Source organism: Crocosphaera chwakensis CCY0110 (assembly GCF_000169335.1).
Lineage (GTDB): Bacteria > Cyanobacteriota > Cyanobacteriia > Cyanobacteriales > Microcystaceae > Crocosphaera > Crocosphaera chwakensis.
The window spans coordinates 114,257-128,252 of record NZ_AAXW01000014.1; the positions used below are offsets into that span (position 1 = coordinate 114,257).

A 13,996-nucleotide genomic window follows, 5' to 3' on the forward strand; every position below is an offset into this window, starting at 1 on the left:
ATTGAATATCTTATTTTTACATCCTAATTTTCCAGCGCAATTTCGCCATGTAGCGATCGCTTTGGCTAAAAACCCCAAAAATAAGGTTGTCTTTGGCACAAAACGCAAAGAAGGCAGTCTTCCAGGGGTTTTTAAAGCAATCTATACCCCTTCTCGTCAAGCCCGTCCAGAGACTCATCATTATGTGAGAACCTTAGAAAATGCTGTACTGCAAGGACAAGCGGTTTATCGTCTTGCAGATCAATTAAAACGAGAAAACTTTATCCCCGATGTAGTTTACGGTCATTCTGGGTGGGGTCCAACCCTATTTATTAAAGACATCTTTCCCAAAGCAGAATTATTATGTTTCTTTGAATGGTTTTATCACGCCCACGGAACTGACGCAGACTTTGATCCCAAAGAACCCTTAACAGCAGATGATGAAGCTCGTATTCGGATCAAGAATACACCCATATTAACGGATTTGTATAGTTGCGATCGCGGTTTATCTCCCACTCAGTGGCAAAAACAACAATTTCCCCCAGAGTTCCATTCTAAAATAACTGTGCGTCACGATGGTATAGACACTAACTATTTTCAACCCAAACCAGGGGCAAAATTAGTCTTAAAAGATCAAAAATTGGACTTATCAGAAGTGGATGAAATTGTTACTTATGTTGCTAGAGGAATGGAACCGTATCGGGGGTTTCCTCAGTTTATGGAAGCGGTTTCTATATTATTAAAAAAACGGACTCATTGCCATGTTGTTATTGTCGGAGAAGACAGAGTCGCTTATGGGCGATCGCTACCAGATGGGAAAACCTATAAACAGTTAATGTTAGAAACTTATGATTATGATTTATCTCGCTTACATTTTACGGGATCATTACCCTATGCTCAATATTTACAAGTGATCCAAGCGTCATCGGTTCATGTTTATTTAACCCGTCCCTTTGTTTTATCTTGGTCGATGTTAGAAGTGATGTCTACAGGGGGTTTAGTTTTAGGATCAAAAACCCCTCCTGTTGAAGAAGTTATTGAAGACGGGGTTAATGGTTTATTGGTGGATTTTTTTGCAATCGATAGAATAGTGGAAAGAATAGAAGAAGTGCTAGATTATACCGATAAAATGACTGCTTTAAGGGTTAAAGCCAGAGAAACTATCCAAAATAAATATGATTTATCTAAGTTATTACCTAAACATATTAAGTGGATCTATAACTAGAAAAATTAACTTTAGGTTAAAAACCGTAAAAATACTGTGTTTTAATGATGCAACTTTATCGATAATTCATCAAAATCAATGTGGTTATTAACTAAATAGTAAGGATATATTGACTGATATAACAATCAAGTGCAGAAAATCATGGAATCTACTTTTAGTCCATTTGATGTATTAGAAAAAGCTGCCAATTCTCACTATACTGGACAGCTAATCATAAACAATCAAGATATTACTTGGATTCTCGACTTATCAGCAGGAAATTTAAAGTCGGCTGTTCATTCATTACAATCACTTGCAAGCATAGAGTTATGTTTATATTCATTAGGATATGGACAAAAAACCCCTATTATGATTGAAGGAATGACCCAACAAGGCTTAAATTTAGAGAAAGGTGAGTCTTTTATTGGAAAAGCAATCAGTTGGTTAACGAAAGAATATAACCTGAGTATATTAGAACAGATAAAAATCATTAATCAATTGACACAAGATGCTTTAGAATCGTTTTTTGCTCTGACAAAAGCTGATTATCATACCAGTCAGAATAAAAGTTTGGTCGTTTCCTCAGAACAGGGATTTAATGTAAGAAGAGTGTTAAAATTTTGGCGCACACAAAAACAAGCATGGCAAAAATTTAGTCCTTTAATTAGTTCCCCTCATCAACGTCCTTATTGTCCTAATTTAGACGTAGTAAAAAAAATAAGCACTTCTAAATATAGCCATTTATTACTAAAAATTGCACAATTAAAAGGTAAAGCTAGTATTCGACAACTTAGCATTTTAATGAAGTTAGATGATTATCAAGTAGCTGAATTTATTTATCCTTATTTGCGTTCAAAAGTCTTACAACTTCATGCTCCTTTACCTCCCTTTGATCAACTGCCTGAACTTTCCCCATCTTCTCAATATTTGAAAGTCAAGAATCCTTCATTAAAAGGATTAAAGAAAAGTTCAACTCTTAGTAAAACTCAAGAAACTAAGGAAATAAACAAATCTTATAAAATTGTTTGTATCGATGATAGTGAGACTGTATTAAATACATTCAAACGATATCTCACTTCAGAGAAGACTGAACTTTTCATGTTATCTAATCCCACTCTTGCTATCAATAAGTTATTTGAGATTAAACCAGATTTATTATTAGTTGATATTGCCATGCCAGGTATCAACGGAGATAAATTATCTAAAATTTTAAAGCGTAGTAGTGCATTTCAAAATCTTCCCATCATCATTGTGAGTGCTGATACTAATAAAATTAAAGATGCAAAAGCAAAAGGCAATGTTGCTAATGATTTTTTATCTAAGCCCTTTAGTCAGGATGATTTGATAAGTATTATTAACAAACACCTAAAATTGGAAAAAGAAAGTTGTGTTGAAACCTGAGTTTTTACGGAAGTAAACTATCAAGATTTACGATACTATAAAAGAAGATAACACTCTGTGATTTCTTTTTTTTTAATCATAATTTCTGGAATTTGCCATGAAAAATATCTTAATTGTTGATGATCTACAATCTGAATTAACCTTGCTGAAAAACTATTTAATAAAAGCAGGTTATAACGTAACAACAGCTACAAACGGCGAAGAAGCTTTAGAAAAAATTTCTCAGAAAAAACCTGATGTTATTATCACGGATTTGATGATGCCAGATATGGGAGGTTTAGATTTATGTCGTAAGCTGAAAAAACAAACGGATACCGTTGATATTCCTATTGTTGCTTGTAGTGTAAAAAATAGAGAAGTCGATAAAATGTGGGCCTTTAAACAAGGGGTAAAAGCTTACGTTACTAAACCTTGTACTCAAGAAGATTTAGTGGGTGTTTTGCAGTCAGTTACAGCATAAAACAAGGAATGTCATCAACTAATTTATCAACCAAGTTAGAAACCTTACTACCTCATTTATTCAACCCTCAAATAATTCCTGGAGAATCTTATTTACGCTTTCAACTAACATCGGAAATATCAGGGGTTATTTCTATGGAGAAGGTAAAAGAAACCATTGTTATTCCTTCATCCCAAATCACACCTATTCCTAATATGAAAGCATCATTTATAGGGTTAATAAATGCTCATCAATCTGTTTTTTCTGTTTTTGATGTTGCCCATTTATTGAATCTTTCGGTTTCTTATTCATCGTCTCAGTTACTTCATCTTATTATTGTACGTCTTCCCTTTAAAGATAATTCAACTGAAGCATTATTGGGGTTATCAGTACAGCAAATTTTAGGACTAACTCGCTTATCTCAAGATAGTTTAGAAAATCTAACAAAAGATGTTCCTCAAGAGTTATTGCCTGTCACATCAGGGTATTTTGTTGATAATCACCAATCCATTTTTTCCTTTGATTTAGACAAAATTCTATCAGCTTGTTTTTAGTTCGTTTCTTAGTTGTTTTTTATCCCCCTAAAATAACAGGGGGTTATACCTAACCTACACAATTAACCATTTATTAATCAAATTGTATCAAAATTAAAGTCATGGTAACTAATCAAGATTTTCTCTCTCCCTCTAATCATAATCAAGAATTAGATTTATCAATTAAAACTAATCTTTCGGAAGATAATAGTACACATCCAGATAAATCTATCAAGAAAATTCCTAAAATTCTTGGAAATACCCTACGAAGTCGATTATTAATGACAGTATTACCTAGTGTATTAGTACCTTTAGGGTTTGCTAGTTTCATAGGATTTAAAATTACTCAGCATAAAGCTCAAGATCAAATTCTTTCACAACTTGAACAAAATGTAAATCGTTCGCAAAATGAAGCAGAATCTTTCATTAAAGAGAATTTTGCTTTAACTGATCTAGTAGCGGTTAACCCTCTTATTATTGATGAGTTAAAATCGATCAATAATAATTCTGAAACTCAAAGACTTTCTTTAGTTCCTATCGAAACTTTAGAAAATTCTTTTAAAGAAACAAAATCATTAGAATCTAATCCTGATATTAATACTTATATTCAAAAGTTAGTAAAAACTGGAAGAATCGCTGAAGTTTTCATTACTAACAAAGATGGATTTAATATTGCTTATAGTAACCCTACTTCTGACTTTGTACAACGAGATGAAAAATGGTGGCAAACTGCTGCAAAAGAAGGTATTTCAATTGATGACCCTGAGTACGATGAGTCAGCAAAAGCGGTAGTTGTTGCTCTAGCAGAAGCCATTAAAGACCCTGATACAGGAGAAGTTTTAGGGGTAATTAAAACAGGGGTATTAGCTAATAAATTAGATGAAGGGTTAACCGATAATATTAGTTTAAATTTAACAGAAACTGAAACTATACAAATTATTTCCCCTCAGGCAGGTATTCCTTTGAATACTGTGACTAAGCAAGGCAGTGATCCTGAAAATCAAACTATTGTTGGAGGGGATAATGTTCTTAACTTCATTAAGGAAATAGAAACTTTAAATAACAGTGAGTCAACAATTAATCCAGAACAAATTAAAAGTTTAGAAAAACAGTATAGTCTCTCTGATTTAGCTATTAAAACATCAGAGAATGAGCAAAATAAAGAAAAGACCTTATTTGCTCAATTTAAACAGCAGGGTAAAATTTTTAATCTATCAACAATTCCTGGTTCTGATTGGGTTACAGTTGCTTCTGTTGACGAATTAGAAATTAATAGAGCAGGTCAAGAATTATTAATTGTTTTCGGTGTTACTGCCATCATTTTAGGAAGTTTAAGTATTGGTTTAATTGTTCTTTTAGCTCGTAATTTGTCCAATCCTTTAACTAAATTGACCCATAAAGCGCAACAAGTCGCATCAGGAGATTTAAACGTTCAAGCAGAACTAGCGGGAACCTTTGAAGTTAAAACTTTAGCTAATAACTTCAATGACCTAATTTTAAAAGTAAAAACTTTGTTAAACCAGCAAGAACTAGCAACAGAAGAACAGCGGGAACAACGAGAAAATATCGAAAACGCTATTATGATCTTGGTGGATGAAATTGAAGGGGCAGCAGACGGAGATTTAACAGTACGGGCAAGTTTAGACTCTCTTGAATTAAGTACCGTTGCTGACTTATTTAATTTAATTATTGAGAACTTAAAGGACATTGCTACAGAAGTAAAACAGTCCACGAATAAAGTAAGTAACTCTTTAGAAACTAACGAACAGTCTATCCGAAAACTTGCCGAACAATCAATTCAAGACGTAGAAGAAATTCAAAAAACATTGAGTTCTATTGAACAAATGTCCCAGTCTATTGAAGAAGTCACCAACAATGCAACCCATGCTGCTCAAAGTTCTGAAGAAGCTTATCAAGAAGTACAGAAAGGCAGTAATGCTATGGACACCACTGTTACCAGTATTCTCACCCTGAAAAACACTGTTAACGACACAGCGCAAAAAATGAAGCATCTAGGAGAGTCATCTCAGCGTATTTCTCAGGTGGTTGCTATCATCGAAGAGATTGCCCTCAAAACTAATTTACTCGCCATTAACGCCAGTGTAGAAGCCCGACGAGCAGGGGAACAAGGACAAGGTTTTACGGTGGTTGCCGAACAAGTAGGGGCATTGGCGGAACAGTCTTCCAATGCAACTAAAGAAATTAGTCAAATTATTGCAGCTATCCAACGAGAAACTCAAGAGGTAGCCACTCAGATGGAAACAGGGACAACTCAGGTTGTAGATGCTTCGCGTCTAGTAGAAACAACTCAAACCTACCTAACCACAGCGAGTCAAAAATCTCAAGAAATTAATCAGTTAATGCAGTCTATTTCTCAAGCAACAGTTTCTCAAAGCGAAACCTCCCAAATGGTCACAAGTTTGATGAAAAAAGTAAGTCAATCTTCTCAAGAAAAAGCTAGTTCTTCTACTCAAATTGCTGAAGCAATTCATCAAACAAAAGAAGTAGCTAAAGACCTTGAGTCTAAAGTGGATCAGTTCCGCGTTTAAAACAGGTTTAGTGATAGATAATACTGTAGGAGTTTTTTATAATTGACTCCTACATATAGTTTATAAAATTATGAGATTATATGATGGAAACTGAACAACAAGTACGCTTAAATTTTTTAGAAGAAGCAGAGGATTTTTTAAATAGTTTAGAATCTGTTCTGCTACAATTATCAACTGTAGCTGTCGAAAAGCAACAAGTTGACTTAGCTTTACGGGCTGCTCATTCTCTTAAAGGTGGATCTTCTATGATGGGGTTTAATACCCTAAGTGAAGTAGCCCATCGCTTAGAAGATTTTTTAAAAATTATTCGAGTTCGTTATCAAGATCAATTGTTAAAAACTGAGGTAGAAACCTTACTTTTACAAGGTTTAGATACTTTACGTCAAATTAGTAAATTTTATCAGAAAGAACAAGAAATTGATCCTATCTGGTTAGAGACAAATGTTGATCCAATTTTTGAACAATTAACCGACTATTTAGGGGAATTAAAATCTGAAGATGAAGATGCTTTATTATCTCAAGAAGAAGATGTTAATCCTGCTTTATTGATGTTTGAGAATGGAGTAGAAGCAATTCTTCAACAGTTAGAAAGTCAGTTTACTGTCTTAGAACCAGAGCAATTATATGAAGAATTAATCAGTATTTCAGAACAATTTATTGAGTTTGGTTTGATGGCTGAAATCGAACCATTTATTGACTTATCTCAATCAATTAAAAAAGAACTATCATTGATTACCATTGAAGAGGTTTTTTCTTTTGCAAAAGAAGCTCTAGAAACTTGGCAGCGATCGCACGCTTTAATTGCTTTAGGCCGTTTAGATAATCTTCCTACAACATTCGACTTTTCTTGTGATACTTCAGTTGAATTAAATTTGCTAGATGAATTACAAGCTTTAGAAAATTTAGAGAATGATCCATTAGACGATATCTCTTTTAGTGAACTAGCATCGAGTATGTTAGGAGAAGAAAGCTTTAATGATTTACAAGAAGCATTTACCCAATTAATAGACGAACAAAGTGAAGCCTCTGAAGAATTAAAAAATATTCAAAATCAACCCAATCTAAACCAAAATCATAGAAATTTTCGTATATCTGCTCAACAAATTGCTGCCTTTAATCGTTTATTTGAAGACTTAATACTTGAAAGAAATAGCATTAATTTTAGAATCGATCAAATCAAAGTCTTTATGACATTAATGTGGCAAAGAATGCAAAATTTAGAAGATTCTAACACTTTGTTACGTCGCTGGTATGACTCAGTATCACTCAACTATAAGTTACCTCAAATAGTCGAAAATTCTCCTCGATCTATTGCAACAAATGTAACTTTATCTTCTTTAAGAACTAATTTAAAAGATAAGTTTGATGTCATGGAAATGGCACAATATACCGATTTACATTTAATTTCTCAAGAACAAATGGAAACCATTGTTCAATTACGAGAAGTCGCAACAGACATTGATTTAGGATTTAAAGAACTTACTCAAAGTGTAAGCGATTTTAATCAGACAACCCACTTTTTATATGATAATTTAATTCGTTCGCAAATGCGTCCTTTCGGCGAGATTACGCAACGGTTTCCCAGACTAATTAGAGATTTATCAGTACAGTTTAATAAAACAGTAAAATTACAACTCAAAGGAGAAACGACTTTAATTGATAGTTCACTGTTAGACCTTTTAAATGATCCTTTGATTCATCTTTTACGAAATGCTTTTGATCACGGTATTGAAGATCCAGAAACTCGCTTACAAATGGGTAAAATTCCAGAAGGAACGATTACCGTAGAAGCTAGTAATAAAGGCAATCAAACCATTATTACTATCAGTGATGATGGCCGAGGAATTGATTTAAACAAAATTTCTTCTCGTTTAATATCTCAAGGAATGAGTAAAGAACAGGTTGAATTACTATCAGAAAAAGAATTACTCAATCAAATTTTTGAGCCAGGATTTAGTACCGCCGAGAAAATTAGCGAATTATCAGGTCGTGGCGTAGGAATGGATATTGTAAAAACGAATTTAACTGAAATTCGCGGAGAAATTACTGTAAATACTAAGTTAGGACTAGGAACCAACTTTACCCTTATTGTTCCTATTAATCTATCCGTATTGCGTGTCATGATCGTTGAAAGTAAAGGAATGGTCTTTGCGATCGCTGCTGACACCATTAAAGGCGTAATTCAGTTAAATCCTGAAGAAAATACAGTGAAATGGGGAGATAAACAGATTTCTGTCCTTAATTTACCAGAAAAATTCCACTTTTCTCGACCCAATAAACCCTTTACTATGACAGGAACCCCAATGATTAATCGAAGTATTGCTTTAATTATCGAGGACGGTGATACCCTGCAAGGAGTTTCTGTCGATCGTTTCTGGATTGAGCAGGATATGACGGTTCGTCCCATTACCACCCCTATTCCTTTACCTCCTGGCTTTAATCAGTCTATCATCTGGGGGGATGGTCGTGTTATTCCTCTGGTTGATTTAGCAGAATGGGTTAAGTCCTTTGATAATAATGCTCAAACAATAAACACTATAAAAGATAATTCTGTTGTTACAGAAAAAACATCCACTATTTTAGTTGTAGATGATTCGATTAATGTGCGTCGATATTTAAGTATCATGTTGAATAAAGCAGGATATCAAGTAGAAGAAGCAAAAGATGGTCAAGAAGCAGTAGATAAATTATTAAATGGTTTACAAGTTAACGCTGTTATTTCTGATTTGGAAATGCCTCGTTTAGATGGATATGGTGTATTAGAAGTTCTTAAACAGAAGGACGAATTTAAACAATTACCGATTATGATATTAACTTCTCGGAGTCAAGAAAAACACCGTAAATTAGCCATGAATTTAGGAGCATCTGCTTATTTTTCTAAACCTTATACTGAACAAAAATTATTAAACACTTTAGCTAAATTTATTGATCGATCAATGTTATTAAACTAAGCTGCGATCGCTAATATTATCTTTTTGAATAAATATTATGAATGTTCATAATAAATTAGCTAATTTGTTTGATTTGATTGAAAGGGGTAATGTTAATTTGATTAGAGAGTTAATTAATTCTGAATATGATATTAATGCTCGAATAGCAGATGGACTAACCCCAATCATGTTGGCAGCTAATTTAGGAAGTTTAGATATTGTAAAATATTATTGGAATCAAATGCTAATATTAATATTAAAGATAATAACGGAAATACAGCTTTGCCTTTAGCTCAAGAAGCAGGAAATAATGAAATAACTAAATACTAAATTTATTGATTTTATTCTAAACTATTACTCAATATTAAAACTGGAAACTAATTTGTCCGAGTTTATTTAAAATCATCTTTTTATAATTATCAGACAAAGAGCCTGTTTCATAAGCTAATTTAAAAGTATCAGTTAACTTAAATTCAAGAGTAGCTAGTTGGTTTTTATCCTTTGAATTAAACCCTTTTAGTTTTAAAGTATTATCTTTAAACTGCCATTCTCCTTGCCAAGTAATATCCTCAACACTTTCTCTATTTTGATAAATGCGATGTCTAGCTAAAAAACTACCATCAGAACGAAATTGATAACCATAATAAACCGTTAATCCCTCAGATTCATGAAATCCACGCCAAAGACCAATAATAAAATTACCTTGATCAATAATATTAGAAGAATCATCAGAATTAATATTATTTTCTTCCTCTTTTTGACTTCTCAACTGTGAGTCAGCTAAATGTATTGTCGGGTTACTGCTTACAGATTTTATCTGTTCAGTGTTCCCTATTCCCTGTTCCCTATTCTTATTGATAGACTCGCTTCTTATGTCCGCAGAAAAAAGCAAAAAATTTAAGCAACAATAACAAAATAAACAAAAATAATTGATCATTTGTCAGTCAATATCGTTAATAATAGATAATGTAAGGCTACAAAAGCCATGCTATCAGAGGAATTATGACACGACTATGCAAAGGCGTTGAAGTAGAAATGTACACCGGTACATCCCAAGGGGAAATTGTGGGATTATCTGATCGCATTACTAAAGACCTCAATGGGTTTGTTCGAGAACCCGATAGTCGTAATGTTGAGTATACTACTGCTCCTCTCTCTTGTTATGATCGCTTATTATGTGGCTTAGTCCGTCCTAGACAGCGTTTAAGAGAATATTTACAAAAAATTGGTAATTATACCATCATCCCTGGTAGTACCCTTTCTTTAGGGGATAGTAGCCAGTTTTACCGTTCTGATCCCATTAATCCTTATCATAGCTACATTGAGGATACTTATGGCACCGATGTGGTTACTGCTAGTGTTCATATTAACATCGGTATTAATGATCCAGAATTATTGATGCAAGCTTGTCGTTTAGTGCGGGTTGAAGCCCCTTTATATCTTGCTTTAAGTGCTTCTTCTCCTTTCTTGGATGGACAGGCGACAGGGTATCACTCCACTCGTTGGCAGATGTTCCCTCAAACCCCTCAACAAGTCCCTTTCTTCGAGAGTCATCGTCATTTTATTCAGTGGACAGAAGAACAGTTACACCTCAAAACGATGCAAAATGTCCGCCATTTATGGACATCAGTCCGTCCTAATGGTCATAATCGTCCCTATAATCTTAATCGCTTAGAATTGAGAATTTGTGATTTAATTGTTGATCCCATTGCTTTATTATCTGTGATTGCCCTATTAGAAGCTCGTATTTTACAATTAATGGACGATCCTACCCTCGATCCCCTGGGTGGGAGTCAACTTTCTCCTGATACCTTACTTGATCTCACTCATCACAACGAAACCGAAGCAGCAAAACACAGTTTAGAGGCACAACTATATCATTGGCGAGATGGCCAGAAAATTGAAGCAACTACTTGGATCGAACAAATGTATCAGATAGTGAGTCCTGTAGCTAAAAAGAATGGATTTAGTTGTTTTCTCTCCCCAATTAAGAAGATTCTCCGTAATGGGAACTTAGCGCAACAATGGTTAGGAAAATATCAACTTTCTCATGATATTCCCTCAATTATTACCGCAGAAATCCAAACGGCAGCCCAACAAGAAAAAATCTTAGAAGATAAACTCTGTGATGCTTTGTTAGTTGCTTAAAAAAAGATTAAATTTTGCCCATTAATTGATAAATCTTTTCAATCAAGATAGAAAGATTGTTAAATAAATTTAATCCTTTGGACAGAGTACATTATCTATAAAAAAAAACTATCAATCATTATGCCCAGAGTCGTTTTAGTGAATCCTCAAATTCCTCCAAATACAGGAAATATCGCTCGAACTTGCGCTGCTACTAATACAGAACTCCATCTGGTGGGTCCGTTAGGCTTTGAATTGAGCGATCGCTATCTAAAACGAGCCGGACTCGATTATTGGCCCCATGTCAAGCTGCATTATCATCTCGATTTAGTCCAATTTCAAGCCTATCATCAACAACAGAAAGGCCGATTACTGGGATTTAGTGTCAGGGGAAAATCCTGTTACGGAGATTGTAAGTTTCAAGAGGATGACTGGCTAGTGTTTGGCAGCGAAAGTGAGGGACTTCCCTTGACTTTCCAAGAACAATGCGACCAAATGCTCTATATTCCTATGCCTCACCCAAAAATCAGAAGCTTGAATCTATCTGTCAGTGTAGCGGTTGGCTTATTTGAAGCCTTAAGACAGTTAGATCAATTACATTAAACAACACAGAAGTAAATAAATTAATCATATTTTTAATAAGAAATTTCTATCATTCCTTTTCTTAAATAAAGATAAAAATAAATAATAATCTTCAACAAGTCAAAAAACCGTAACATCAAGACCTTAAGGGAAAAAAATGACCTCCCATGAAACCTTTTTACTACCTAGAGCGTCAACCAACTCGCGTCTTGCAACAATTGTTAAACATAGATGAAGAATTGCTGAGTAGATTACAATCAATTCACGCTTGTTTAAAATAAGCAAAACAAGTTAATTTCTCATAACATACTGACTAAGTATATTGACTTAATTGGCGATCTGAATTAAAACTAGACTTTGATAGGTTTACTCAGTCAAAAATCATCCCTAAAGACTCTTTATCGTCTCAATCGCTCGTTCACACAGTAGGAGGTTGTCCTTGAAAGGTAAAATCAACGAAATAACAGCAATGTCTTCTTGTCTGGCAGACTATACCCAAGCAAAGGGATCATCTTCTCCAGAAGACTGTCAAAACAAACTGGTCTCAAGTGAAAAAAATCGCGTTCGTCGTTCAGCGGCCATGATCGGCTTAGCCATTTCTATGGGCGCAACCGGAATGTTATTGAGTCAAGACAAAGCAGCAATGGCAGCTAACGCTGTGACAGCGAATACATCTATCCCAAGTCTTCCTAATATTTCTGATTCCGAAACTAGAGAGGGTCAACTAGCCCCTTTAGCCTTTAAACACAAGGTAGAGGCGGGAGAAACCATTGCTCAGCTTGCAGAAGACTATCAAGTTAGACCAGAGGCGATCGCCACTATTAACAATCTGACGCTCATTGCCAAGCTAGAGCCAGGGAAAACCATAAAAATTCCCTCCGCTAAAGACTCAGTTGACAAAATTACCCCAAAAAGCTCCACAGACAGCAAACCAAAAAATAAAAACGTTGGCACAAAATCAGTCAATACTTCTCTCGATCACCTTAGAGAAACTCGTCAGCGTCTCCAAGATAGTTTAGCGGAACTAAAAACCGAAGAAACTAAAGTTACCGCACAAGGAGAAGCCATAGCGGATGTTAGTCAGCCCTTAAACCACCCATCTGAACAATCAACTATGGTTGATGTGGAAAAAGTTGAAGTGGCTCAAGCGATTGAAATTCCTGTATTTAGTGTTGAAGATAAACAGGAATCAGTGATCGAAAAAGAAGAAACAGAAAAATTTGCCTCTCTTACAGGGTCAATCTTAGAGGAGAATGAGCAATCAGACATTCCTGTTGTTCCCTCTCTTGAACCACAAACCACCGCTAAAATTGAACCCGATCAGCCCATTCCCCTCAATGTTATTCCCGCAGACGAGGACAGCAAAACCCCAGAAAGTCCTCGATCCATTGATTTAACAAACCCCGAACAAACTTCCTTTATCCCACCAAAAAGGCCAACTGTTCCTAAACCAACCATTAAGGAAACAGAAAAAAGCTATCGCGTTCGTTCAGGGGACACCCTTAACAGTATTGCTCGTCGTCATGGAATTTCAACCCAAGCGTTAATTCGGGCTAACGGTATTACCAACGCCAATTTAATTCGGGTTAATCAAACCTTGATGATTCCTCAAACCAATACCGTTGCTCAAGCTAAATCAACTCAAACGGGTACTTTACCTTCTGTTTTTGAGGAATTTCAGTTAAATAATCAGTCCTCTAGAAATTTAATTTCTAGCCGTGAACCTGAATCCATTGACATCCAAATTTCATCAGCTCAACAATCCCATACAGACAAGTTGAAAGCTGATATCGTCACTTTACAAGAAGACTACGGGCAACGAGAGTCAGAAATTTCTCTTGATCAACCCCGTTCTCAATCGTCAAATAAAACGGTGGTAGGGGAAGCGTTAAATCCTGAATGGGCAAGCGATCGCAAAGAAATTACGTCACCTCAACAAGCGATCGAAGAACGATTAAACAACAGAAAACCTGAATTAATTAGTGCTGCCCCCAGTAACCCCACCACTTACAACGACGCATTTGAAATTCCTGTCGGAACCAATGTTGGTCCGAATCTTCCTGGAGTATCTAACCCTGATGACTATCTTCCCGATGCTCCCATGAAATTTACAGGCCATATTTGGCCAAGTAAAGGTGTTATCACCTCTGGGTTCGGTCGTCGTTGGGGAAGAATGCACAAGGGGATTGATATTGCTGCCCCTGTGGGAACCCCGATTATGGCTTCAGCCCCTGGTGAAGTTATTACCGCAG

The 13,996-nt window shown here is 35.2% G+C and carries 11 protein-coding genes; 10 read left to right on the forward strand and 1 reads right to left on the reverse strand.

Going from position 1 to position 13,996, the window contains the following annotated elements; all coding sequences use genetic code 11:
• Position 1 precedes the first annotated feature (1 nt).
• The 7 genes from CY0110_RS11430 (at position 2) to CY0110_RS11460 (ending at position 9,327) form a co-directional block, all read left to right on the forward strand.
• On the forward strand, positions 2-1,204 hold the full coding sequence (locus CY0110_RS11430; protein WP_008275589.1) for a glycosyltransferase family 4 protein: 1,203 nt from the start codon (positions 2-4) through the stop codon (positions 1,202-1,204).
• A gap of 141 nt (positions 1,205-1,345) precedes the next feature.
• Complete coding sequence (locus CY0110_RS11435) at positions 1,346-2,584, forward strand: response regulator (protein WP_008275590.1); 1,239 nt, start codon at positions 1,346-1,348, stop codon at positions 2,582-2,584.
• 97 nt (positions 2,585-2,681) lie between these two features.
• Entirely contained in the window at positions 2,682-3,044 is a 363-nt protein-coding gene (locus CY0110_RS11440) for a response regulator (protein WP_008275591.1), read from the forward strand.
• Positions 3,045-3,052: 8 nt separating this feature from the next.
• Positions 3,053-3,577 (forward strand): chemotaxis protein CheW, encoded by a 525-nt coding sequence (locus CY0110_RS11445; protein ID WP_008275592.1) that lies wholly within the window; start codon positions 3,053-3,055, stop codon positions 3,575-3,577.
• 101 nt (positions 3,578-3,678) lie between these two features.
• Complete coding sequence (locus tag CY0110_RS11450) at positions 3,679-6,105, forward strand: methyl-accepting chemotaxis protein (RefSeq protein ID WP_008275593.1); 2,427 nt, start codon at positions 3,679-3,681, stop codon at positions 6,103-6,105.
• Between the two features lie 80 nt (positions 6,106-6,185).
• Positions 6,186-9,056, forward strand: coding sequence for a hybrid sensor histidine kinase/response regulator (locus tag CY0110_RS11455; protein ID WP_035799158.1), 2,871 nt, complete (start codon positions 6,186-6,188; stop codon positions 9,054-9,056).
• Positions 9,057-9,093: 37 nt separating this feature from the next.
• Positions 9,094-9,327, forward strand: a complete 234-nt coding sequence (locus tag CY0110_RS11460; RefSeq protein WP_008275595.1) for an ankyrin repeat domain-containing protein — start codon at positions 9,094-9,096, stop codon at positions 9,325-9,327.
• A 72-nt stretch (positions 9,328-9,399) separates the two neighbouring features.
• On the opposite strand, the gene CY0110_RS11465 is transcribed toward CY0110_RS11460, so the two are convergent.
• Positions 9,400-9,804: a hypothetical protein gene (locus CY0110_RS11465; protein WP_008275596.1), complete on the reverse strand. Its 405-nt coding sequence runs from the start codon at positions 9,802-9,804 to the stop codon at positions 9,400-9,402.
• Positions 9,805-10,037: 233 nt separating this feature from the next.
• On the opposite strand from CY0110_RS11465, the gene gshA reads away from it, so the two are divergent.
• The 3 genes from gshA to CY0110_RS11480 all read left to right on the forward strand — a co-directional run.
• Positions 10,038-11,183, forward strand: coding sequence for a glutamate--cysteine ligase (gshA, locus tag CY0110_RS11470; protein ID WP_035799165.1), 1,146 nt, complete (start codon positions 10,038-10,040; stop codon positions 11,181-11,183).
• A gap of 120 nt (positions 11,184-11,303) precedes the next feature.
• On the forward strand, positions 11,304-11,765 hold the full coding sequence (locus tag CY0110_RS11475; protein ID WP_008275598.1) for a tRNA (cytidine(34)-2'-O)-methyltransferase: 462 nt from the start codon (positions 11,304-11,306) through the stop codon (positions 11,763-11,765).
• A gap of 448 nt (positions 11,766-12,213) precedes the next feature.
• On the forward strand, positions 12,214-13,996 hold a 1,783-nt coding region (locus CY0110_RS11480; RefSeq protein WP_008275599.1), incomplete at its 3' end, for a LysM peptidoglycan-binding domain-containing M23 family metallopeptidase.

Bases quoted from the DNA above. Each gene is read 5' to 3' on its own strand.
- gshA (WP_035799165.1), top strand. From the start codon at position 10,038: ATGACACGACTATGCAAAGGCGTTGAAGTAGAAATGTACACCGGTACA.
- CY0110_RS11460 (WP_008275595.1), top strand. From the start codon at position 9,094: ATGAATGTTCATAATAAATTAGCTAATTTGTTTGATTTGATTGAAAGG.
- CY0110_RS11455 (WP_035799158.1), top strand. From the start codon at position 6,186: ATGATGGAAACTGAACAACAAGTACGCTTAAATTTTTTAGAAGAAGCA.
- CY0110_RS11475 (WP_008275598.1), top strand. From the start codon at position 11,304: ATGCCCAGAGTCGTTTTAGTGAATCCTCAAATTCCTCCAAATACAGGA.
- CY0110_RS11445 (WP_008275592.1), top strand. From the start codon at position 3,053: ATGTCATCAACTAATTTATCAACCAAGTTAGAAACCTTACTACCTCAT.
- CY0110_RS11440 (WP_008275591.1), top strand. From the start codon at position 2,682: ATGAAAAATATCTTAATTGTTGATGATCTACAATCTGAATTAACCTTG.
- CY0110_RS11450 (WP_008275593.1), top strand. From the start codon at position 3,679: ATGGTAACTAATCAAGATTTTCTCTCTCCCTCTAATCATAATCAAGAA.
- CY0110_RS11435 (WP_008275590.1), top strand. From the start codon at position 1,346: ATGGAATCTACTTTTAGTCCATTTGATGTATTAGAAAAAGCTGCCAAT.